Below are 22,686 nucleotides of genomic sequence, written 5' to 3'. Positions count from 1 at the left end.
TCGTCGCTGGACCGCAACTACTTTGCCCTCGCCGCGCCGTCTTTCCCCCATGACAGGGATTGCGGGTATGGCCGGAAACCGTGGTCGAAACCTCATGCACATCGCGGACCTCGCGCCGGGCGGGGCCGAACTGGCGGTCGTCCTCACGAACAGCGCGGACGCGCCGGTGTTGGACGAGGCCGAAAAGCGCGGAATTCCGACGGAAGTCGTCGAACTGGGTGAGGACGAATCGCGCAAAGAACACGAGAGCCGCGTTCTGGACGCGTTGGCGGCGTACGATTTCGACCTCGTCTGCCTCGACGGCTACATGCGAATTCTGACGGACGAGTTCCTGGACGACGCGCCGACGACGCTGAACGTCCACCCGTCCCTGCTCCCGTCGTTCCCCGGAATGGACGCGTGGGGCGACGCGCTCGACGCGGGCGTGAGCATGACCGGTTGCACCGTCCACGTCGTCACCGACGCGACGGACGAGTCTGGCGAAGTCGAGGAGTCGAAGGTCGATTCCGGCCCCATCCTCACGCAGGAACCGGTTCCGGTGTACGAGGGCGACACGACGGACACGCTGAAGGAGCGCGTCCTCTATCAGGGCGAGTTCAAGGCGTACCCGCGTGCAGTCCGTTGGTTCGCGGAGGGCGAGGTCGACGTCGATTTCGAAGCGAACGAGGTGCACGTCGCCGACGATACGGCCGAGGAACTGCCCGTCCGGAAGGTCGAAACCGCCGACCGCGCCGCGGACCTCCGCTACGGGGAGAACCCGCACCAGGACGCCGCACTGTACGCCGACGCGACCTGTGAGGAGGCCAGCGTGGTCCACGCGCCCCAGTTGAACGAGGGCGCGAAGGGGATGGGCTACAACAACTACAACGACGCGAACGGCGCGCTCAACCTCGTCAAGGAGTTCGACGAACCCGCCGCCGCGGTCATCAAGCACACGAACCCCGCAGGCTGTGCCGTCGCGGAAGAACTCGCCGAAGCCTACGAGCGCGCGCTCTCCACCGACGCGAAGAGCGCGTTCGGCGGCATCGTCGCCCTCAATCGTGAGTGTGACGAGGCAACCGCGACGCAAATCGTGGACTCGTTCAAGGAAGTCGTCGTCGCGCCGGGCTACACCGACGACGCGCTCGAAACGCTTTGCGAGAAGAAGAACCTCCGTGTGCTCGATGTCGAAGAAATCGGCGAGATCACGGAGAGCCACAAGGAAAAGGACCTCGTCGGCGGCCGACTCGTACAGGAGCGCGACCTCCAAGCACCCTCCCGCGACGACCTCGAAATCGTCACCGAACGCGAACCCACGGACGAACAACTCGATTCCCTACTCTTCGCGTGGCAGACCATCAAGCACGTCAAGTCCAACGCCATCCTGTTCGCCAAAGGCACCGAAACCGTCGGCATCGGCGCGGGACAGGTCAGTCGCGTGGACGCCGTTGAAATCGCCACAATGAAAGCCGACCGCGACGCCGACGGCAAGGACGCCGACGGCGCGGTTATGGCCAGCGACGCTTTCTTCCCGTTCCCGGACGGTATCGAGGAGGCCGCCGAGGCGGGCATCGAAGCGGTCATCCAACCGGGCGGATCGGTCAACGACGACGACGTCATCGAGGCCGCGAACGAACACGACATGGCGATGGTGTTCACCGGGAGTCGGTGTTTCCGCCACGATTGAACGGAGTGAAATCGTGTCTGAGGTTCGTCGTGGAGCGTAGCGGAACGACGGTGCTTCCGCCATGACTGAGCGTTAGCGAAGAATGGCGGAAGCACGTCAGAGCTTGCTCTGACGGTACTTCAGACACGATTGAGATGGGTGCTGAAACGAGACGTGCGCGTCTTTTTGTTGCGGTCTAAATGCGGGAGAAAACTTATCACTGGTCTATCCGTTGTGGAGCCATGAATTTCCGGACGGAGCACGGCGTCTATTTGGTACTCGCCTTCGTCGGCGTCGTATTCTTCATCCTACTCTCCTTCATGGGTCCGGTGGGGTGGATTTTCGACGTGGTGTTCGTCCTTGCAGTCCTCAAATTGGCTGAGTGGAGCGGCTTCTTTCAGGGGACACAATCGGAGCCGAAACGCAACTGTCCGGTGTGTGGCGCGCGGAACTTCGTGGACGACGCGGAATGTTCGTACTGCGGAGAAGCGTTGGCCGACGTTCGATGACCGACGACCGCGAGCGACGGAAGACGATTTTAAACCGGTAGCCGCCCAACGTCCTCGTGATGAACGCGTTCGCCAGCACCAAGGTCAAGCGGCTGTTCGCCGCGTTCGTGGTGTCCCTCCTCACCCTCCTTGCAATCGTGGTGTTCGGGGTGTTCGGTACGCTCGCCGCGCTCGGCAGTCCGGCGTACGCGAACGCGCCCCTGATCCCCGCGTTCTTCCGCGCCGCGTTTCCGTACGTCGTCGCGTTCTTCTTCGATGCGGTGGTGGCCTGCGTCTTCTTCGTCTGGCTGGCCGTCGCCATCGTTCAGGGGGTATCGGTCCCGCGGAGCGATCGACTCGGACGAATGGCTCGCGTCGCGGAAGCGGTTTCGCCGCGCGCTCGCGAGGTCGGTCTCTCGAAGCACGTCACGCCGACGAAGGAGGATCGGATGAAGGAACTGAAGCGACAGTACGTCGCGGACGAGATCGACGAGTACGAGTTCGAACGACGGATGATGCGACTGTTGGACGAAGGACGAACGAACGACGGTGCTCACCGCGATACGCGACGGTGGTTCGAGCGGGATTTCGAACGGGAGTACGAGTGGGAATTCGAGCGGTAGCTTCCAAGCGTTGGACCGGGAACCCTTGGAACTGAAAAGACGTCCCTCCCGAGTGGAATCGTAGCCGGTTCCGAATTGCCGGGAATCTCAACTCCGACACTCTAAAGCGCTCGGCATCTGTCCTCACAGCTATGGACTACCACGAGGCGGCGAACTTTCTTTTCGACCTGCGGCGGTTCCGTCCGAAGCCGGGGACGGACTCCACCGCAAACCTCCTCTCCCACCTCGGCAATCCACACGACGGCGGACGGTTCGTACAGGTCGCCGGGTCGAACGGAAAGGGCAGTACGGCCCGAATGACCGAGCAGGTACTCCGCGAAGCGGGGCTGTCGGTCGGTCTCTACACCTCCCCACATTTCGACGACGTTCGCGAACGAATCACGGTCGATGGACGAAAGATCACCGAGACGGCCATCGTCGAGTACGTCGAGTCCGTCTACGACTACGTAACGGAGACGGCGACTCGCGGCGACTCGCCGACCTTCTTCGAGGGAATGACCGCGATGGCGTTGTGGTATTTCGCCCGGGAGGACGTGGACGTGGCCATCCTCGAAGTCGGTATCGGCGGACGCTACGACGCGACGAGCGTGATCGACCCGGTCGCCGCCGCCGTCACCAGCGTCACGCTCGAACACACGGGCATCCTCGGCGAGACCATCGAGGAAATCGCCACCGACAAGGCACACGTGGCCCCGGAAACCACACCGCTCGTCACCGGCACGCAAGGAGACGCCCTCGATGCCGTTCGAAAACAGGCGGGCGACGTGATCGTCGTGGGCGACGGCGAGGACGACGGCAGCGACGTGCGAGCGACCTACGGCGGACGGACGAACCACACCGAGGCCGCAGTTTCCATCTCCGGAGCGGATTGGAGCGTCGAGACCGCGATTCCACTGCTCGGGGAATATCAGGCGCAGAATGCGGGCATCGCCGCGGCCCTCGCCCGCCAAGTCGCGAACGTGACGGAGAACGAACTCGCCCGAGGACTGCGGAAGGGATTCTGGCCCGGCCGGTTCGAAGTGATGGGAACGAACCCGCTCGTCGTGCTCGACGGCGCGCACAACCCCGGTGCCTGTGCGGCCCTCGCCAACACCATCGCGGAATTCGACTACGACGACCTCCACTTCGTCTTCGGTGCGATGCACGACAAGGATATTCAGGGGATGGCCGACGCGCTTCCGACGCCCGACCACGTCGTCGCGACCCACGCCAACATCGGCCGGGCGGAGGATGAAGAGGTCGTCGCACGCGTGTTCGAAGCCGAAGACGTCGAACGAGTCGACCGAGTGAGTTCGGTCGAAAGCGCGCTCGATACGGCGCTCGATGCGGCCGAGGAGGACGATTTCGTCCTCGTCGTGGGGTCGCTGTTCGCCGTGGCGGAGGCACGGACGCGCTGGACGCGCGCGGAGATTCCGAAACGAATCGCATCGTTGGAGGACGCACAGGAAGCGCTGGAAAGCACGCACACCACCAGACCCGAACGCCATCTCGCGCGCGGCAAGGCGGTTCACCGAGTCGTGAAGACCCGCGTCCAGACGCGACAGGCCCAGTACATCAAAGCCGAGATGCTTTCTCTCGGCGGCGAATGTGCGCAATCCGGCCTCCACGAACGGGACGACGAAAACATCGACGTGCTGTTGATGGGGACGCTCGCACAGTACCGGCGACTCGTGGGGCGACTGGACGACTCACCGTACGGCTTGTCGACCTTCGCCGACGACCTTCGGGACACGCTCGGCATTGGGGACGTGGCGGGCGGTCACGGGTACCCGTGGGAAGGCCGGACGGCGGTGATGGGCATCCTCAACGTGACGCCCGACAGCTTCCACGATGGCGGGCAGTACGAGGCATACGAGGACGCCATCGACCAAGCGAAGCGGATGGTCGACGCGGGCGTCGACATCATCGATATCGGCGGCGAGAGCACCCGCCCCGGTGCCGACGAGGTTCCGGACGAGGCGGAGATCGAGCGCATCGTTCCCGTCATCGAGGAAATTCGTGACCTCGACGTCATGATCTCCGTCGATACGCGAAAGGCCGCCGTGGGTCGCGCCGCGCTGGAAGCGGGTGCGGACATCCTGAACGACGTGTCGGGACTCGAAGACCCCGAGATGCGATTCGTCGCCGCCGAATACGACGCACCGCTGGTCGTCATGCACAGCCTCGACGCACCCGTCGTTCCGGAGCACACGGTGGAGTACGACGACGTCGTCGAGGACGTCATCGCGGAACTGGAAGAACGCGTCCTGCTCGCACAGAAGGCGGGTCTCGACCGGAGCAAGATAATCGTGGACCCCGGACTCGGCTTCGGGAAGACCGCCGGGGAGAACTTCGAACTGCTCGGACGGACCGGCGAACTGCACGCGCTCGACTGTCCCGTCCTCATCGGTCACTCGCACAAATCCATGTTCGATTCCATAACCGACGAGGACAGAACCGCCGCGACGGTCGCCGGGACGACCATCGCCGCGGAACGCGGCGCGGACATCGTTCGAGTCCACGACGTCGAGGAGAACGTCGCCGCCGTTCGCGCCGTCGAGGCGGCGAACGTTCGGGAATCCGGCAACGAGCGTCGATAACCCAAGCATATTATCGGCGTGACAGGGTACGTCCCGCATGGACGCTCGCCCTTTTGAACTGAACGACCTCTTCGATGTCAGACACGTTTCTAACTGTTCCCTCTCACCCGACGGAGAGCGTATCGCGTTCGTACTGAGGGAAGCCGACAGGGCGGCCGACGAGAACCACCGGTCGTTGTTCGTCGTTCCGACCGACGGAGACGACGACCCGCATCGGCTCACTCGTGTTTCCGGCGTTGAGTCGCCGAAGTGGTCGCCGGACGGGTCGAAACTCGCGTTTCTCGCCGCTCGCGAACGCGACGTCTCGCTGCGCGTCGGTCGGGACGACGACGCAGAAGACGAAGGGGATGCGGACGATTTGGACGATGCGCCGAACTCCCAAGTCTGGCTGTTCGACCTCGGGCGCGGTGGCGACGCTCGTCAAATCACCGACCGGGACGAGGGCGTTCGAGAATTCGACTGGGGGCCGGACGGCGAGCGTCTCGTCGTCTCCGCCCGCGACCCGACCGACGAGGAGGCGGAGTATCTGAACGCCCGCCGAAACGAGGACGCACCGGTCGAAACCGAGCGCCTCCAACACAAGTACGACGGAACCGGCTTTCTGGACGAGGTGACAACGTATCTGTTCGTCGTGGACGTTCGGACCCGGGCTATCCGTCGGCTCGACGACGCGTATGGGGGCGGCGCATACGAGGCCATGACCGGACTGCAACCCGCGTGGGGACCGGACCGAATCGCGTTCATCTCGAATCGAACGGAACACCCGGACCGAACCTCGATGATGGACGTGTTCACCATCGACCCGTCCGGGAGCGACCTGCGACGGGTCACGGATGGGGAACTGTCCGCTTCGAAACCGCGTTGGAGCCCGGACGGCGGTCGATTGTCGTTCGTCGGTGGCAACCCGAACAACTGGTGTATCCCGAATCGAGTGTTCGTGGCCGACGGTGGGACGTACCAGTCGGTGTCGACATCCCTCGACCGGTCGGTGTTGCGGGTCGGCGCGCCGACGTGGACGGACGACGATACGCTCCTCGCTCCGTTCGGCGACGAAGCGCGGACGCGATTGGTTCGATTAGCGGCGAGCAGGGACGACCCGGAACGAGTATTCGAAACACAAGACGAGTATCGGACTATCACGTCGTTCGATGCGACGGAATCGACCGTCGCGCTCTGTCTCACCGGACCGAGCGAACCCACCGACGTGTACGCGATGCCGACCGACGCAATCGGCGGGGGCGAAGCCCCAACCCGACTCACCGCGATGAACGCCGATCTCGTGGATGAAGTGGCGATGCCGAACTGTCGCCGCGTCACGTTCGAGAACGGCGACGGCGGGACGATCGAAGCCATCGCGTACCTTCCACCGACGTTCGACCCCGACGACCCCGAACCGCATCCGCTCATCGCCGCCATCCACGGCGGGCCGATGTCGTACGACGCCCCGCAGTTCGGCGTCGACGACTGCTACTGGACCGGGAAGGAATACATCGTCCTCCGAGTCAACTACCGCGGAAGCATCTCGTACGGTCGGGAGTTCACCGAATCCATCCGCGGAGAGTGGGGACCGCGCGAAAGCGACGACATCATTTCGGGCGTCGAGTGGGCGGTTCGACGCGGCTGGGCGGACGAAGACAGGTTGTTCGTCACTGGGTTTTCACAGGGCGGTGTGAACAGCGCTCACGTCATCACGCAGACCGACCTGTTCGCCGCGGCCGCGCCCGAACACGGAATATACGACTTCTACTCCCTGTTCGGAACCGGAGACCACCACCAGTGGTACGTAACCGACCTCGGCCTTCCGTGGGAGGAACCGGACGCCTACCACGCCATGTCGAGCATCACCGAGGTGGGAGACGTCGAGACGCCCACGCTCGTCACGGCCGGGGAGAACGATTGGCGTTGTCCGCCGTCACAGGCCGAACAGTTGTACGTGAGTTTGAAAAGACAAGGAGTGCCGACGAAACTCGTTATCTATCCGAACGAGCATCACAATATCGGCGCACCGAAACGGACGCGCCATCGATTGGAAACGCTTACCGAGTGGTTCGAACGGCACGACCCCGAGAGCAAGTGAACACTCAGAAAAAGCCGAACGAATCCTGTATGTCCCGGTAGCAGTCGAGGTACTGTTCGAGTACGGGATCGTCGTCATATCGATCGAACTTCTCGTTTTCGGTCATGTGAGGGAGTTCGGCGGCCGAACGAAGCGCCTCGGTGAGTTCCTGTTCGCTCGTCGTCCGAAACGTGCGATCCTCCTGTTCGACCAACTCGTGGGCGCTCGATTCGACGTGATACTCCACGACGCCCGAACAGCCACACGCGAGCGCGCGAAGGAGGTCGGTGGGGAACGCTTCCCTGCGCGCCGTCTGGACGTAGACGTGTGCGCCGCGAAACACCGGAATGCGCTTCTCGACGGGTTGTGCGCCCGTGAACTCCACGCGGTCGTCGATGCGGAGGTCGGCGGCCTGCCGTTTGTACCCTTCACGTTCGGGACCGTCGCCGATGATGACGGCGTTCCAGCCCATCCCGCGGAGTTCCGCCAGCGCCAAAAACAGGCTCTCGACGTTGGCGTCCTCGTCCAATCGACGCGAATAGACGATGTCGGCCCCCTCGACGATTCGGGCCTCCCGAATCGCGTCCGTATCGATGCTGTTGGGAATCACGCGCACGTCCGCCTCGTCCGCGCCGAGTTCCCGAACTCGGGTCTTCACCGTCTCCGAGGGCGTGATGACCCCGTCCGGCGAACGCGCGGCCATCCGAAGCGATTTCGAGGCGTTCCCGGCGGTTTCGGGCGGCGACTCGTACCAGTCGACGACGAGCGGCGCGCGTGCGAGTTTGCTCGCCGTCTTCGCCGCGAGGACGTGTTTCGGCACTGCGGTCGCGTGAATCACGTCCGGTTTTACACGACGAAGCGCGCCGGGGAGCGAAAGCGCGAACCGGCGCGATGGGGTGTCGCCGGGTGGTTCGGTCGTCACCGCGTGGTACGTCACGTCCTCCTGTTCGAACGTATCGTGGTCGCCGTCCCACCACTGTGCACAGAAGACCGTGGCCTCGTGGCCGCGGTTCGCAAGCAGTTCCGCGATACGTCGGAGTCGGTGAGTCCTCCCCGACTCCTCGTGTTGGGCCGTTACTTCTGCGACGAACGCGACGCGCATACTCGCCGCCACGAAACGAGAAAGTAAAAGTCTTCTTTCATTGGAACCATCGATTCTCGCCGAACTCCACGGCGAGGTCGGGTGTCGCACCCTGAAACCGTCGTTGCCAGCAATGGCGGTCGTAGAAATGTGCGATAGCTGTCACAGCGAACACCCCGAGAACGATGACTGCGAGTTGGAACCCCGATGCAGGAACGAGACCGATCCACCCGAGCGCGATGAGTATCGCGCCGAACGCCGAAAGCCCGACGTACAGTTTGTGCCACGGAATCGTCGTCTGTGCATCCGTCGCCAGATACAGTTCGAAGTCCTCCGCACCGTCGGTAAACGACACGCGTTTCGAGTCGCGGTCGTAGCTGACGATTCCGATGTTCTCCAACTTCGGGAGATGCGTCTGGTACAGCGCGCTGTACACTGACTTCCGCTGTTCGGGGGAAACGGCATCCCGAGGGATGTTGTTCTCCCACGCTGCTATCTGTTCGGCGAGTTCCCCCAGTTCGACGGACTCCTGTGCCCGATTGAGCGAATAGAGAACGTACCGTCGTCGCAAATTCTTTACCGCATCGTACACCTCCTGTTCTGAAAACGCCCGTGACCGTGTCGGATCACTGCGCTCCCGTGACTGTGTCGTATTCATTTCTTCCCACCCTGTCGATGCGTAGACGCCGAGATACCGCATAAATCAGCGACTCCGTTTACCCTGTATCCCCCGATGTCTTGACGACGTGAACAGTTTATCGACTGACAAACGGGTGGGGAGCGTATCGTCTCGAAGGAAAACGAGTATGACGCATTCTCGGGACTCTCCGCGGTGCAATCGGCTATTACCCGCTCGTTTGAGTCGAAAAAGATCACCATTCTACCGACGGTTCCACGCGACCGAATTCAACTACGATCCATTACGCCGCTCGCACTGACGATGCGGCACTCTCTCCGGACGGTCCGACGTGGCAATTGGACGTGTTCGTGGCGTTCGTAGACTCCTTGCTCGGATTCTGTACGGTCAAGATTGGGGTCATGTTTCCGCCGCTGTAGACGGTCACGTAGCTGATTGCCGTTCGTTTCCCTTCCTTGGGCACGTCGAGTCGAGTCGTCCCGTTCATCGGACCGTACTGGAAGTACGACGTTGCCGCACCGTCCGTCGCGCTCCACGTCGTCCCGATGCCCACGCGCTCCACGTTCCCGTGAACGATGACCGTGGAGTCGTTAGCGAACTCGACGCGGACCGTCTCGTGCGTGGTTATCGTGGGTTGGTCGCGGCTAGGCTGGTCGTACGTCGTGGCGGCGACACCACCGCTGCCAAGGATAAGCAGGCAGACGATGGCGAGCGTCAGGATGTGTCGTCTCTCGCGTTGCATGGCAACGGGGCCACTCATGCAGGGGTTTTTGTTATTCGCCAACTACCGGGCAGAAACGACGAATTTACCCATCGAACGGTCTCGTTACCGTTCGGATTGATCGGTGGACGGCTTCTGTAGACGCGTGATTTCGACCATCACGTCGGGAACGTCGTCGCCTGGAAGGCGGAACGTCCACGACCTGTCGAAATCGATTCCGTTCACCGCACTTACTTCGAGTAGGTGGCCGAGTTGGTCTTCGAACTCGTCCACCGAGAGGAGTTCAAGGTCGCGGGACACGATGTTAGCACCTTGAGCTATCGACGGCAAAGCCACGATTCTCCTCGTACACTTGGACGGTTCCCGTCGTGTCGATACGAACGGTACAACCGTGAAACGTAAACCCCACCTGGCCGATTCCGGACATCTCTTCGATATTAAAAGAGCTAAAAAGCGATTCGAGCGAGTCACAATCGAGCGTCTCCTGCAGCGGCGGCATCTCATCCATCGGCGTTCCAGTAACGTCGGAGACGGCGCTACTGACCGTGACGACGATACTATCGGTCTCGTCACCGTCGAACGAGTATTGATGTATCAAATCAGAATCAGTATGGGTATTTTGAGATGTCGCATCCATAGTATATCACTCAGCGTACTACAAATCAAGGTATCGGTCATACAAAGTCTGTGCCTTTGCATCTCCATTCTTTAAGTACAATGAAACATTTTATATCTGATTGTTTCGACGACGATATCGTGTTCCGGACTACCGACTACCAAAGCACTATGATGGACGAATGAAAAGAAAAGGGAGATGAGTACCTACGATTTCGAGCGATATTTGAACGTTCGAAGCGCCTACGGCGCGTCGTTCGACTTCGCCGGCGAGCGGCTGTGTTTTCTGCTGAACACGACCGGCGTTCCACAGGTGTGGCAGCTAGACGAGCCCCGTTCGTGGCCTCGTCAGTTGACCTTCGACGACGAGCGCGTGACGTTCATCTCCCAATCGCCGGAACGCGACGAATTCGTCTTCGGAATGGACGACGGAGGGAACGAGCGCCAGCAACTCTTTCGACTGGACGGCGACGGCGAAACCATCACCCCGCTCACCGCGATGCCGGACGCGAAACACCGCTGGGGCGGATGGAACTCCGACGGGTCGCAGTTCGCGTTCACGTCCAATCGACGCGACAACGCCGTCTTCGACGTGTACGTGCAGGACCGGGACGGAACGGGCGAAGACGCCGAACTGGTATACGAGGGTGACGGTTGGCTCTCGCTCGCGGGATGGAGTCCCGACGACGAAAAACTCCTCGTCATCGAATCCCACTCCTCGTTCGACCAGGACCTCTCCGTCCTCGACATCGAATCCGGCGCGCTCGAACACGTCACGCCACACGAGGGCAACGTACGGTACCAGGGGGTCAACTGGGGGCCGAACGGGGAGGCGCTCTATCTCGTCACGGACGACGGGGCGGACACGATGTACCTCGCCCGTCTGGACCTCGATTCGCTCGACGTCGAACTCGTGGAGGAGGGCGGCGAGTGGAACGTGGACGGTCTCTCCCTCCACGAGGACACGGGTCGTCTCGTCTACTCGCGCAACGTGGACGGGTACACGGAACTCACCGTCGGGGAGTTGACCGACGACACGACCATCCGCGAGTTCCCGACGCCCAACCTCCCGCGCGGCATCGCGGGCGGGGTCAGTTTCGACCCCGACGCGGAGCGGTTCGCCATCGGTGCCACCGGCAGTACGGACAACACCAACGTCTACGTGGTGGACGTCGAAACCGGCGAGGCCGAACGCTGGACCGAGGCATCGACCGCCGGTCTTCCGACCGAATCGTTCGTCCGCCCGAAACTCGTCCATTTCGAGAGTTTCGACGGGCGGAAGATTCCAGCGTTTTTCTCCGTCCCCGGCGGTGCGAAGGCGGGTGAAACCCCCGTCATCGTGGACATCCACGGCGGGCCGGAGGGCCAGCGCCGACCGTCGTTCCATCCGGTCAAGCAGTACTTCCTGAACCGCGGCTACGCCTACTTCGAACCCAACGTCCGCGGTTCGTCGGGCTACGGCAAGGAGTACACCCATCTGGACGACGTGGAAAAGCGGATGGATTCGGTCGCGGACATCGAGGCCGGTGTCGAGTGGCTCCACGACCAGCGCGCCGTGGACCCCGACCGAATCGTCGCCATGGGCGGTTCGTACGGCGGGTTCATGGTCCTCGCGGCGATCACCGAGTACCCCGAGTTGTGGGCCGCAGGAATCGACATCGTCGGCATCGCCAACTTCGTCACGTTCCTCGAAAACACGGGCGACTGGCGGCGCGAGTTGCGGGAGGCCGAGTACGGTTCGCTCGAAGACGACCGCGACTTTTTGGAGTCGGTCAGTCCCATCAACAACATCCAAAACATCGAGGCCCCGCTGCTCGTCCTCCACGGGGAGAACGACCCGCGCGTGCCCGTCGACGAGGCCGAGCAAATCGCCGAGGAAGCCGCCGAACAGGGCGTTCCCGTCGAAAAACTCGTCTTCCCGGACGAGGGTCACGGCTTCACGAAACTGGAGAACCGCATCGAGGCGTACACGAAGACGGCGGAGTTCCTAGAAGAGTACGTCTGACCGGGTTTCGGGACCCGCTTTCAGTCGCCGCGTCGTGCTCGAACGCTTTCGAAGACTAACTCTCGGTCAACCGTTCACCTGTACTCTTTCCCGTACACGTACTCCTGCACTCCCAGAGCAGCGTCTTCCCGCTCCTCGATCCGCTCGAAGTCGCGGGATTCGTAAAATCCCACGCCCCTGTCGTTGTCGGCCACGACCGTCAACCGCAACCGTTCGGCTCCCCGTTCACGAATCCGCTTTTCGGCGCAGTCGAGTAGACGGGTCCCCAACCCCGCTCCCCACTCTTCCGGAACGAGATAGATTCGAACGAGGTCGAACCCGCCGTTCTCGTCCGGAATCGGCGCGACGTGGACGAATCCGACGACACTGCCGCCCTCCCGGTCGGCGACGAGGAACTCGTCGTCGTCCCGCGCCGTGCTCTCGCGGAGTCCCTCGGTGTCGTACCACCGGTCCACGACCCCGTCCACCGTTTCTTCCCCCACGACCCCGTCGTAGGCCGCGTGCCACGACTCCCGGGCGACACGTCGAATGGCGGTCGCGTCGTCCGGTTTTGCGGCGCGGATGGTGACGTCGTTCATCTCGCTACGAGCGACTCTCGATTCGGGCGTCTTGGTTCTGTTTGTGAATAGTTATCATCGGACTCGGGAGTAGTTGTCAATCAACGGAAAGCATTTGTAGATGGCATTAAAATTATCGGCCATGCCCGCCATCGAAACTAAGTCCCTCACGAAGCAGTTCGGCGACGTCGTCGCGGTTGACGATCTCGATTTGACCGTGGCGGAGGGCGAAATCTACGGCTTTCTTGGTCCCAACGGTGCAGGAAAATCCACCACGATCAACATGCTGTTGGACTTCATGCGCCCGACCGACGGCACGGCGACGGTCCTCGGCTACGACGCACAGACGGACTCCCGCGCCATCCGCGACTCCATCGGAATCCTCCCGGACGGCTACCACCTGTACGACCGACTGACCGCACGCGAACACCTCTCGTTCGCCATCGACGCGAAGGACGCGAGCAACGACCCGGCGGAACTCATCGACCGCGTCGGGTTGTCACAGGAGGACGCTGACCGAAAGGTCGGTGGCTACTCGAAAGGGATGACACAGCGACTCGCGCTGGCCGCCGCGCTCGTCGGCGACCCCGACCTCCTGATCCTCGACGAACCGTCCTCCGGCCTCGACCCGCACGGCATCGTCGAGATGCGTGAACTCATCCAAGCGGAGGCGGACACCGGAACGGCCGTGTTCTTCTCCAGCCACATCCTCTCCGAGGTGGACGCCGTCTGTGACCGCGTCGGCATCATGAATAGCGGGAAGCTCGTCGCACAGAACACCGTCGACCAACTTCGGGAGCGCACCGGTTCCAAGTCACAACTTCTCCTGTCCGTCGAGGAGATGCCGACTGCCCTCGACCTGACCGGCATCGAGGGTGTCGGCGACACTTCCTTCGAAGGGTCGACGCTCCGCGTGTCGTTCACCGACGCCGCGGCGAAACCGGCCGTCGTCAAACGCGTCGACGCCGTGGCCACCATCACGGACATCAAGTCCGAGGAAGCGTCGCTCGAAGAGCTGTTCACCACGTACACGACGGGCGACGAACCGGAAGAACCCGAAGAATCGCGCATGGAGATTCCCGCATGACCTGGCTGTCCGTCGCACGGAAGGATTTCATCGACGCCAGACGCTCGAAAGGACTGTGGGCGCTCATCGCCGTCTACGTCGGCTTGCTCGCGCTGTTGGTGTACGCGGCGTCGTCGAACCCCCGCTCTACGATGACGAACATCCTCCAAGTGCTCACCCTCATCGGCATCTTCATCATCCCCATCAGCGCGCTCGTCGTCGCCTATCTCGCCATCGCGGGCGAACGCGAATCGGGCAGCATCAAGTTCCTCCTCGGGTTGCCGAACACGCGCCTCGACCTCGTCGTCGGGAAGTTCGTCGGCCGATCAGCGGTCGTCATCCTCGGTCTCCTGTTGGCCTTCGGTATCGCGGCGTTCGAGGGCCTCTTCATGCTCGATTCCATCGACTTCACCGTCTTCGCCGAGTTCTTCCTGCTGTTCCTCTATTTCGGCGTGACGTACGTCGCCATCGCGGTCGGTCTCTCCTCGGCCTGCGCTTCGCGGTCGCGTGCGATGGTGAGTTCCGTCGGGGTCTTCTTCATCTTCAACGTGCTCTGGACGATTCCGCCCATATCGCCGTCCTCGGCGCTCCGCTTCGTCGCACACGACCAACTCGGGATACAGCTCTCGCCGCGGATATACGAATTCGTCTATCTCATCAGCCCGTCGTACGCCTTCCAGCGTGCTTCCGGGTTGGTGTTTTCGGGCGGAGGAGTGTACCACTTCCGCGTCCTCGAACACGGAGCGGCGATTCCGTTCTACCTGAAAAAGTGGTTCATGCTCGTCATCCTCGGCGTGTGGCTCGTCGTCCCGCTCGTTCTCGGCTATCTATCGTTCGAACGCGCCGACCTCGGCTGAGAAATCGTGGGGTGACTTATCATAGCAACATAGTTTTAACTACCCTAGGAATTATATGGCCGTTATGGCCGCTATACAAACAACTGGCCTCACCAAGCGATTCGGTGAGGTGGTCGCAGTCCGTGACCTGAACCTCCAAGTCAAGGAAGGCGAAGTGTTCGGCTTCCTCGGTCCGAACGGGTCCGGAAAATCGACGACCATTAACATGCTCATGGATTACATCCGCCCGACCGACGGGACCGCAACAGTGCTCGGCTACGATGCACAGGAGGAAACGCAACCGATTCACGAACGGATCGGTATCCTCCCCGACGCGACCGACCTGTACGGGCGGCTCTCCGGACGGAAACACATCCAGTTCGCCATCGACTCCAAGGAGACCGGCGAGGACGCGGACGAAATCCTCGACCGCGTCGGCCTCTCCGAGGACGACGCCGCACGTGCGGCAGGTGGCTACTCGAAAGGGATGCGCCAGCGGGTGACGCTCGGAATGGCGCTGGTCGGCGACCCCGACCTCCTGATCCTCGACGAACCGTCCTCCGGTCTCGACCCGCACGGGGTCAAGGAGATGCGAGAGATCATCCAGGCCGAGGCGGACCGCGGTACGGCCGTCTTCTTCTCCAGCCACATCTTGAGTCAGGTCGAAGCGGTCTGTGACCGCGTCGCCATCATGAACAAGGGCGAACTCATCACGGTCGACACCATCGACGGGCTTCGGAACGCGACCGGAACCGGGGCAACGATGGTTCTGACGGTCGATACCGTGCCGAACGTCGATCTGGGACGAATCGACGGCGTCACGAATTCGACGGTGGAGGGCGACGAACTGCACGTCACGTACACGGAGGCGAGCGCGAAGGCGAAGGTCATCAACGCCGTCGAGGAGACGGGCGCGACCGTCGCCGACATCCGGACGAAGGAGTCGTCGCTCGAAGACCTCTTCGAGGCGTACACGACCGGTTCTGAAAGCCAGCGGATCGAATCGGAGGCCCGGCCATGAGCTGGGCCGTCGTCGCGCGCAAGGATTTCGAGGACGCCGCGCGGTCGAAGATGCTGTGGGGCATCACGGTGTTGTTCGTGCTGGCAACCGCCGGCGTGATGTACGCGGTGGGTGCGTTCACCGATGACTTCACTGCGAAAGAAGCCATCGGGCTCCTCAGTCAGCCCGCGACGCTCCTCGTTCCCCTCGCGGCGCTCGTCGTCGCGTACCTCGCCATCGCGGGCGAGCGCGAGTCGGGAAGCATCAAACTGCTCCTCGGCCTGCCACACACCCGACGGGACGTACTCATCGGCAAACTCCTCGGGCGCTCGGCCGTCGTCGGGGTTGCGACCATCATCGCATTCATCGCCGGTGCCATCGTCCTCGCCATCCAGTACGGGTCGTTCCCCGTGACCGACTTCCTCGTTCAGGGAGTCGTCACGTTCATCTTCGGAATGGTGTTCGTGGGAATCGCCATCGGCTTCTCGTCGATGGCGGCAACCCGGTCGCGGGCGATGGCGGGTGCCATTGGCCTGTTCTTCCTGTTCGAACTCGTCTGGAGCATCATTCCGCTCGGTGTCTACTACCTGATCGAGGGTGGAATGCCGAACGTGACGGAGGGGCTCCCTTCGTGGTATTTCCTCCTGCAAATCATCAACCCGACGAACGCTTACAGCGTCGCGGCAAACTTCCTCTCCGATCCGAGCGCCCCGAGTTTGTACGCGGGGTTCGTCAACGGTAGCGCACCGTTCTACCTCCAAGGCTGGTTCGCGTTCGTCGTTCTCGCGTTCTGGTTGGTCGTCCCGCTCGGCCTCGGCTACTGGCGGTTCAAAGGCGCGGACATCAGCTAATCGAACGGCAAAAAATTATCGCCCTTGGGCAACGGTCCTACTCGCCATCTCTTTTCCCAACTCGGCGTCGTCCATCTCGTCGAGCGTCGTCGAAAGCGACCCCTTCAGCGTCCGAATCTCGGCGATGAGTTCCTGATACTCCTCGTTGCGGTCCAGTTCCGACTGGTCGATGCGTGCTTCCAGGGTTGCCTGCTTCGACGACAAGGTGAGCAACTGCTGAACGTCGCTGGAGTACGTGGAGCGGCGAAGCAAACTCTCCACGATGGCGTATAGCTCGCTCGGTTCGGTTATCGGTTTGACGATGTAGGCGTCGTACCCCATCTCGATAACGTCGAAGTCCGGTTCGACGGCCGTCACCATTCCGACGCGGCAGTCGAACCCTTCCTCTCGAATCGTTTCGAGAACCGTGTCGCCGCTCACGTCGGGCATGTCCCTGTCGAGGAGCACGACATCGTACGATTCGTCGAGCATAGCTACGGCTTCGGCACCGTCGTACGCGATACGGACCTCGTATCGGTCTTCGAGCCAGCGGGCGAACAAATCGGCAATCGGCTGTTCGTCATCGACGACCAGTATTCGGTGGTTACTCATTCGTCATCTCCGGGTCGATGGACACACGGGTTTCATATTGGCGAGTGGTAGTACACGCTTTCTATCCCGCGGAAATCGGCAGTCCGCGGTATATATGGGTCTGGAGGCGTGAGAGTATCGTTCGCGTTTCGATCGGGTCAAAATTCCCGACCACTGCCAACGGATTTTCCGTGCGCCCGATCACATAGAAAAGATGTGGCCGGAGATAGTTCAGACCACATGTTTCCCACGAAACACACTTAAGTGCGTTTCCAATTCAACGAGCTATACATTCATCGGACGTAGTAACCCGGCGATGAGATTCGCATATCCGCGCCGAAGGCGGCCACCGACGGCCTGTGGAGAGATTCCCAGTTCGTCGGCTAACTCTTCGCGTGTGATTCCGCGCGGCCGTTCGAAGTATCCTTCCTCGTAGGCAGTGACGAGCGTCTCGCGCTGTGCAGGCGTGACGCCCGCAGAGTTGTGGACTGCTCGCTCCTGCATCGAATACACTCGTTCGACCTGCATTGGAATCTCCTCGTGTTGACAGAACGACTGGAACGCCGACATCTCCTCTTGCGCCGGGAACCGGAGATGAAACGTCCAGTCGTCGGCCGTCCCGTGTGCTTCCACGATAGTCGCGTTGGCTTCCTCGACTCCGTGGACGAAGTTCGTGATCTCGTCGTTCCATCTGATGTGGAACAACGTTTCATCAGTCAGGGTGTCTATTCTCGTGAGTTTGTCGACAGCTGGTTCGTCTCGTACTGCGGTTTCGAACCGTTGGACGTCCGTGCCGCGAGCCCAGAAGAACGGGAACAGCGACGTTCCCACCGGGACGACTTGTTCGAGTTCTATCTGCACCTGAGAGTCCGCTTGTAACGCACGGCCAAGTGCAAACTCATCGGCGGATATCGAAATCTCCACGATGGAACTCATTTGTTTTCGATACCACCACGCGAAAATCTGTTACGCGAAGGTATTCAATGTTGTTGCCAACTTCAGCTACAATCGTCCGAAAATAATCGTTGTATTCGACACGAGAGCGGCGTGTTTCCTCCTCGAACGAAACCCCGATTGCGTCCGAATCGACGGCCAATTACGTCTCTATCCCCTCCGAATCAGTTCTGTGAGCGTTCCGGATTCGATCGGTATCGACTCCGTCGCTGTTTCGTACGCTCCCTAAATTATTCAGATAACTTTCGTTGTCTCCGCCGCTTCGAACGCCGCCGCTCTGTTCATCCCGTTGCCGAGGATGGTGTACCGATCGCGGATCTCGTGGGCCGTCGTGAGCGCCTCGACCACCGTGTCGGCATCGATACCCAATTCGTCGGCCGTCGTCGGCGCACCGATGGTCGAGAGTGCGTTGCGGATTCCTCGCCAGTCGCCGCCGTGGAGATACTCCGTGATGATGGAGCCGACGCCGACCTGATGGCCGTGCAGCGCCGCGCCCGGCGCGATCCGGTCGAGTTGGTGCGAGAACAGGTGTTCCGCCCCACTCGCCGGACGTGAGGAGTCGGCGATGCTCATGGCGACTCCCGAGGAGACGAGCGCCTTGACGACGACCCATGCCGACTCCTCCAGTCCGGGTTTGATGCTGCCCGCGTTGTCCACCAGCATCTCCGCCGTCATCTCCGCGAGCGTCGCCGAGTACTCGTGGAACTCCACGTTCTGGAGTCGCTGTGCGAGCCGCCAGTCCTCGACGGCCGTGTAGTTGCTGATGATGTCGGCACACCCCGCCGTCGTCAGCTTCCACGGCGCGTCGGCGATGATTTCGGTGTCCGCGACGACCGCCAGCGGTGGCTCCGCCGCGACGCTGTGGCGCGTGTCCTTCTCCGGCACCGAACCGCGACCGCTCACGATGCCGTCGTGGCTCGCCGCCGTCGGAATCGAGACGAACCCGCGTCCGACCTCGTCGCTCGCCATTTTGGCGATGTCGATGGCCTTCCCGCCGCCCACGCCGACGAGATAGCCCGGCTTTACCTCGTTCGCGATGTCGATGACGCGCTGTATCGCGGCGAAACTGGCTTCCTCGATGACGACCGTTTCGACGTCCAAGCCCGCTTCCTCGAACTGCGTCACGACGCGTTTTCCCGCCACCTCGTTCGGCGTCGGACTCGTCACCAACAGCGGCGTCCCCTGCAGATGTAACTCGTCAATCGCGGCGACCGTCTCCGAGAGCACGCCATGACCTACCAGGACGTTCCTCGGTAGCCGAATCCACGACGATTTTTCGAACATATCAGTGGGTCTTTTCTGCGCAGTCAAACACTTTCCCCTCCGGAGACGCGCACGGTCGTGATTGGACCACGACCCCTCCGACTCGCGCCATCCGGATGACAACATCCTTACCGTGATTCGTCGATAGGGATGACAGGATGGATTCGGAGCAGTCGGACGACTTACCGGACGAGTTGGACGTGGACGAACGAGAGATGGAACGACGGAAACAGATTCGGGAGTTCCTCGACCGCTCACGGAGCGGCGCGCCCGCGGCGGGCGAAGCGATCCGTGACCGGTTCTCCGGCGACGAGGTGTTCGAACGCATCGTCGCGACGGCATCGTACGAGTTCAGCTGTTCCGACCGACAGTTGTTCCTCAGCGGTCTCGCCGCCGGGCTCTCGATAATGCTGTCGTTTCTCACCCGCGCGACGGTCGAAGCGACGGTTCCCGGAACCGCCGGTGAAATCCTCGGCTACCTCCTTTACCCAATCGGGTTCGTCTTCATCGTCATCGGCGGCTACCAGTTGTACACCGAGAACACGCTCACGCCGGTCACGCTCGTCCTGACCCGCATCGCGAGCGTTCCCCTCCTGCTTCGCGTCTGGGGCATCGTCTTCGTCGCAAACATCCTCGGCGCGATACTCGGTGCCGTGTTGCTCGCCGAAACGGGCATCTTTAGCCCGGACGTCGCGCGCGTCGCGACCGAGATGGGAACGCACGCATTGCACACGCCGTGGTTGGACCTGTTCTTCAAGGGCATCGTCGCCGGATGGCTCGTCGCGGGGATGGTGTGGATGACCCACGCGGTCCGGGAATCGACCGCCCGCGTCCTGCTCGTGATCTTCATCATGGCGCTCATCCCGGCGAACGGGTTGTTCCACTGCGTCATCGCCACCTGCGAGGTGTTCTACCTGGTCTTCAGCGGGAGCGCCGGTGTCGTCGCCGCCCTGTCCGGCGTGACGCTGCCGATAACGCTCGGCAACACCGTCGGCGGCGTGTTGCTCGTCGCGATATTGAACTACAGCCACACGCAGGAGAGTTCGCTGGACGAGAGCGAACAGCGGGACTTCAAACTCCAGTGGTTCGAGTGGCTGTTCGAACAATCGCCGCGAGAATAGTTCGTTGGCGGATGCGGGCGTGAAGTCGGGTTTCGTGTGAGATACAGGGCACATATCGATAACGGAACTCAGTCGGTCTGCAAGGCGAGTTCGGTTGATGAGGGCGGAGAGAAAAACGATAGGCGGCTTCATTTCAGCAGCCACTTAAAACCATTCTGAACGGCTTCCGTACCGCCGGATTCGACGATATCGCCGTGGCCGGGAATCAGGCGGTCGAAGTCCCACGCAAGGATGTTCCGCACCGACTGGGTGAGTGTTTCCTTGTTTCTAATGGGAAGTTTGAATTCCGGAAGCTGTCCAACTCGATTGTAGATGCCGCTTAGCCGGCCAAAAAGTCGCATCTCTAAAGAGCTGTTCTCGGTGATGTGAACACCCATGTCGCCTAGAATGACGGTTTTACTTGGCCGATGAAAGAACGCGAGTTCGGTGATCCACCAATTGCCCATAAGCGCGGTCTGGTCGATGTCGGTACTCCAGCGAGGGTCCGGCGTGCTCCCGAGGAGGCCGTCGAATCGGAGGTCAGGTCGTCGAGCGGGTAATCCCGGCGCAGCGAACAGTTTGACGTCAGGATAGGCCGCCCGATACTGTTCCATATACAAGTGACCGTGGAGTTTACTCGTCGGTACGACGAACCGAACGTCACCGAGTGCATCGAGCGCGGCTTTCACCTCGTATGTCAATTCCGCCGGTGACTGAACGAAGAGACTCCCGTCCGAGAGACGGATGACGGCCATGATGCGATTGGTCCGGATTCCATGAAATCGGAGGGAATCCTCGTACACCCACAGGTTCGTCGAGAGTTTCGTGAGAACGCTATCGTGTGACTGTTGAAAAGGCATACGAATGCCGGAGATAGGGTGACGAGTAATCTAAAGTTTTCCCGAGGATCTCGCGTCTAAGCGGGGTAGGATGGCGTATCGTGGGTGAGTTCGACAGAACCAGAGAAACCAAGACCAAACTCAACGCAGTCCGCTCGTCGCCTTCAGATCGTATCCAGCACGCCCAGAATCCGCTCCTCGTTCTCGCGGCCGGGGTCGTACTCTTCTCCATCACGCTCGCTTTCCAAGTGCTCCTCGACGGTGCGCTCCATGGCCACGTCGAGCGGCGTGGATTCCCACCCGAGCGCTTCCAGTTTGTTCGTGTCGAGGACGTGCGGGTAGTCGCGGTAGAGGATGTAGTCGTCGGTGGAGAGGTCCGCCGTCGAGAGTTCGCGGTCGCTGGCGTGGACGAGTTCCACCTCGGTATCGAGCGCGTCGGCGATGAGCGAGAGCATCTCGTCCATGGTAACCAGTCGGTGGTCGCCGACGTTGTAGGCCTCGCCGGGTTCGCCCTCTTCGGCGACGATGCGGAGCGCGCTGGCCACGTCCTCCGCGTAGGCGCGGTGCCAGAGATTCCCGCCGTCGCCGGGGACGACGAGGCGGTCGTGCTCGTTCACGCGGTCGATCCAGAAATCCAGGCGCTCGGTGTAGTCGTAGGGTCCGTAGACGATGCACGGTCGGACGCTCATCGCGTTGACGCCGCGCTCTGCGGCCTCGAAGATGGCTCGGTCGCCCTCGGCCTTCCGCGGCCCGTAGGTCTCCCCGGAGTCGTCGGTGGCCTGTTCGGCCGTGCAGTCACACAGTTCGGTGTCGTTCTCGCGCTTCGGAATCACTTCTCTGCCGTAGGCGCTCCCGCTGGAGATGTAGACGTATCCCTCGACGTCCGCGAAGATTTCCGTCGCCGAACGCACCTCGCGGGGTTTGTACGCCACGCAGTCGATGACGATGTCGGGATCCACTTCGTCGCGCGCCGCTTCGAGCGCGCTGTCGTTCGTCCGGTCGCCCTCGAAGTGGCTCACACCTTCCGTCTCCGAAAACGGGTTGTCGTGGTTGCCGCGATTGAAAATCGTCACGGCATATTCGTTGTCGAGCAGGTCGGTGACGAGGTGACGACCGATGAATCGCGTCCCCCCGATGACGAGTGCTGTGTCCATGCCGGTCCGATTGCGTGGCGGGCGGAAAACGATACCGAAGGCGGAG

The 22,686-nt window shown here is 61.7% G+C and carries 22 protein-coding genes; 11 read left to right on the top strand and 11 right to left on the bottom strand.

Translation table 11 applies throughout. The features are described from left to right. Positions 1–49: 49 nt before the first annotated feature. The 5 genes from purH (at position 50) to NKF25_RS10380 (ending at position 7,412) form a co-directional block, all read left to right on the top strand. Positions 50–1,666 carry a bifunctional phosphoribosylaminoimidazolecarboxamide formyltransferase/IMP cyclohydrolase gene (purH, locus tag NKF25_RS10400; protein WP_253226607.1) on the top strand — a complete coding sequence of 539 codons (1,617 nt, stop codon included), beginning with the start codon at positions 50–52 and terminating at the stop codon, positions 1,664–1,666. Positions 1,667–1,887: 221 nt separating this feature from the next. Beyond that, positions 1,888–2,154, top strand: coding sequence for a zinc ribbon domain-containing protein (locus NKF25_RS10395; protein WP_253226606.1), 267 nt, complete (start codon positions 1,888–1,890; stop codon positions 2,152–2,154). Positions 2,155–2,213: 59 nt separating this feature from the next. Continuing rightward, complete coding sequence (locus tag NKF25_RS10390; protein WP_253226605.1) at positions 2,214–2,756, top strand: SHOCT domain-containing protein; 543 nt, start codon at positions 2,214–2,216, stop codon at positions 2,754–2,756. Between the two features lie 131 nt (positions 2,757–2,887). After that, complete coding sequence (gene folP, locus NKF25_RS10385; RefSeq protein ID WP_253226604.1) at positions 2,888–5,335, top strand: dihydropteroate synthase; 2,448 nt, start codon at positions 2,888–2,890, stop codon at positions 5,333–5,335. 37 nt (positions 5,336–5,372) lie between these two features. Beyond that, positions 5,373–7,412, top strand: a complete 2,040-nt coding sequence (locus NKF25_RS10380; protein WP_253226603.1) for a S9 family peptidase — start codon at positions 5,373–5,375, stop codon at positions 7,410–7,412. 4 nt (positions 7,413–7,416) lie between these two features. On the opposite strand, the gene NKF25_RS10375 is transcribed toward NKF25_RS10380, so the two are convergent. From NKF25_RS10375 to NKF25_RS10355, 5 genes are all read right to left on the bottom strand, one after another. Further along, entirely contained in the window at positions 7,417–8,493 is a 1,077-nt protein-coding gene (locus NKF25_RS10375; protein WP_253226602.1) for a glycosyltransferase family 4 protein, read from the bottom strand. A 37-nt stretch (positions 8,494–8,530) separates the two neighbouring features. Beyond that, complete coding sequence (locus NKF25_RS10370; RefSeq protein ID WP_253226601.1) at positions 8,531–9,130, bottom strand: hypothetical protein; 600 nt, start codon at positions 9,128–9,130, stop codon at positions 8,531–8,533. A 262-nt stretch (positions 9,131–9,392) separates the two neighbouring features. After that, positions 9,393–9,851 (bottom strand): hypothetical protein, encoded by a 459-nt coding sequence (locus NKF25_RS10365; RefSeq protein ID WP_253226600.1) that lies wholly within the window; start codon positions 9,849–9,851, stop codon positions 9,393–9,395. Between the two features lie 84 nt (positions 9,852–9,935). Continuing rightward, the gene (locus tag NKF25_RS10360) at positions 9,936–10,130 is read right to left on the bottom strand and encodes a hypothetical protein (protein ID WP_253226599.1); all 195 of its coding nucleotides are present in this window, start codon (positions 10,128–10,130) and stop codon (positions 9,936–9,938) included. Positions 10,131–10,134: 4 nt separating this feature from the next. Beyond that, complete coding sequence (locus tag NKF25_RS10355) at positions 10,135–10,428, bottom strand: HalOD1 output domain-containing protein (protein ID WP_253226598.1); 294 nt, start codon at positions 10,426–10,428, stop codon at positions 10,135–10,137. A 216-nt stretch (positions 10,429–10,644) separates the two neighbouring features. On the opposite strand from NKF25_RS10355, the gene NKF25_RS10350 reads away from it, so the two are divergent. Then, entirely contained in the window at positions 10,645–12,450 is a 1,806-nt protein-coding gene (locus tag NKF25_RS10350; RefSeq protein ID WP_253226597.1) for a S9 family peptidase, read from the top strand. 74 nt (positions 12,451–12,524) lie between these two features. On the opposite strand, the gene NKF25_RS10345 is transcribed toward NKF25_RS10350, so the two are convergent. Further along, positions 12,525–13,028: a GNAT family N-acetyltransferase gene (locus NKF25_RS10345; protein WP_253226596.1), complete on the bottom strand. Its 504-nt coding sequence runs from the start codon at positions 13,026–13,028 to the stop codon at positions 12,525–12,527. Positions 13,029–13,149: 121 nt separating this feature from the next. On the opposite strand from NKF25_RS10345, the gene NKF25_RS10340 reads away from it, so the two are divergent. The 4 genes from NKF25_RS10340 (at position 13,150) to NKF25_RS10325 (ending at position 16,760) form a co-directional block, all read left to right on the top strand. Further along, entirely contained in the window at positions 13,150–14,094 is a 945-nt protein-coding gene (locus NKF25_RS10340; protein WP_253226595.1) for an ABC transporter ATP-binding protein, read from the top strand. Continuing rightward, positions 14,091–14,930 carry an ABC transporter permease subunit gene (locus NKF25_RS10335; RefSeq protein ID WP_253226594.1) on the top strand — a complete coding sequence of 280 codons (840 nt, stop codon included), beginning with the start codon at positions 14,091–14,093 and terminating at the stop codon, positions 14,928–14,930. The genes NKF25_RS10340 and NKF25_RS10335 overlap by 4 nt, the downstream gene beginning before the upstream one ends. A gap of 64 nt (positions 14,931–14,994) precedes the next feature. After that, a complete protein-coding gene (locus NKF25_RS10330) occupies positions 14,995–15,930 on the top strand; it encodes an ABC transporter ATP-binding protein (RefSeq protein ID WP_253226593.1) in 936 nt (311 codons plus the stop codon). Beyond that, positions 15,927–16,760, top strand: coding sequence for an ABC transporter permease (locus NKF25_RS10325; protein WP_253226592.1), 834 nt, complete (start codon positions 15,927–15,929; stop codon positions 16,758–16,760). The genes NKF25_RS10330 and NKF25_RS10325 overlap by 4 nt, the downstream gene beginning before the upstream one ends. Positions 16,761–16,775: 15 nt before the next feature. On the opposite strand, the gene NKF25_RS10320 is transcribed toward NKF25_RS10325, so the two are convergent. The 3 genes from NKF25_RS10320 to NKF25_RS10310 form a co-directional block, all read right to left on the bottom strand. Continuing rightward, entirely contained in the window at positions 16,776–17,351 is a 576-nt protein-coding gene (locus NKF25_RS10320; RefSeq protein WP_253226591.1) for a response regulator, read from the bottom strand. A gap of 264 nt (positions 17,352–17,615) precedes the next feature. Continuing rightward, positions 17,616–18,266 carry a helix-turn-helix domain-containing protein gene (locus NKF25_RS10315; protein WP_253226590.1) on the bottom strand — a complete coding sequence of 217 codons (651 nt, stop codon included), beginning with the start codon at positions 18,264–18,266 and terminating at the stop codon, positions 17,616–17,618. Between the two features lie 252 nt (positions 18,267–18,518). Continuing rightward, positions 18,519–19,568 carry an NAD(P)-dependent glycerol-1-phosphate dehydrogenase gene (locus NKF25_RS10310; protein WP_253226589.1) on the bottom strand — a complete coding sequence of 350 codons (1,050 nt, stop codon included), beginning with the start codon at positions 19,566–19,568 and terminating at the stop codon, positions 18,519–18,521. Positions 19,569–19,705: 137 nt separating this feature from the next. On the opposite strand from NKF25_RS10310, the gene NKF25_RS10305 reads away from it, so the two are divergent. Further along, the gene (locus NKF25_RS10305; protein WP_253226588.1) at positions 19,706–20,668 is read left to right on the top strand and encodes a formate/nitrite transporter family protein; all 963 of its coding nucleotides are present in this window, start codon (positions 19,706–19,708) and stop codon (positions 20,666–20,668) included. 128 nt (positions 20,669–20,796) lie between these two features. Here the strand turns inward: NKF25_RS10305 and NKF25_RS10300 are convergent, their stop codons facing one another. Further along, positions 20,797–21,507 carry a DUF4336 domain-containing protein gene (locus NKF25_RS10300; protein WP_253226587.1) on the bottom strand — a complete coding sequence of 237 codons (711 nt, stop codon included), beginning with the start codon at positions 21,505–21,507 and terminating at the stop codon, positions 20,797–20,799. A gap of 143 nt (positions 21,508–21,650) precedes the next feature. Further along, positions 21,651–22,640 carry an NAD-dependent epimerase/dehydratase family protein gene (locus NKF25_RS10295; RefSeq protein WP_253226586.1) on the bottom strand — a complete coding sequence of 330 codons (990 nt, stop codon included), beginning with the start codon at positions 22,638–22,640 and terminating at the stop codon, positions 21,651–21,653. Positions 22,641–22,686 lie beyond the last annotated feature (46 nt).

The organism is Haladaptatus sp. AB643 (assembly GCF_024136975.1).
Classification (GTDB): domain Archaea; phylum Halobacteriota; class Halobacteria; order Halobacteriales; family Haladaptataceae; genus Haladaptatus.
The sequence above is the reverse complement of the archived record's forward strand: the minus strand, read 5'-3'. Positions and strand labels throughout refer to the sequence as shown.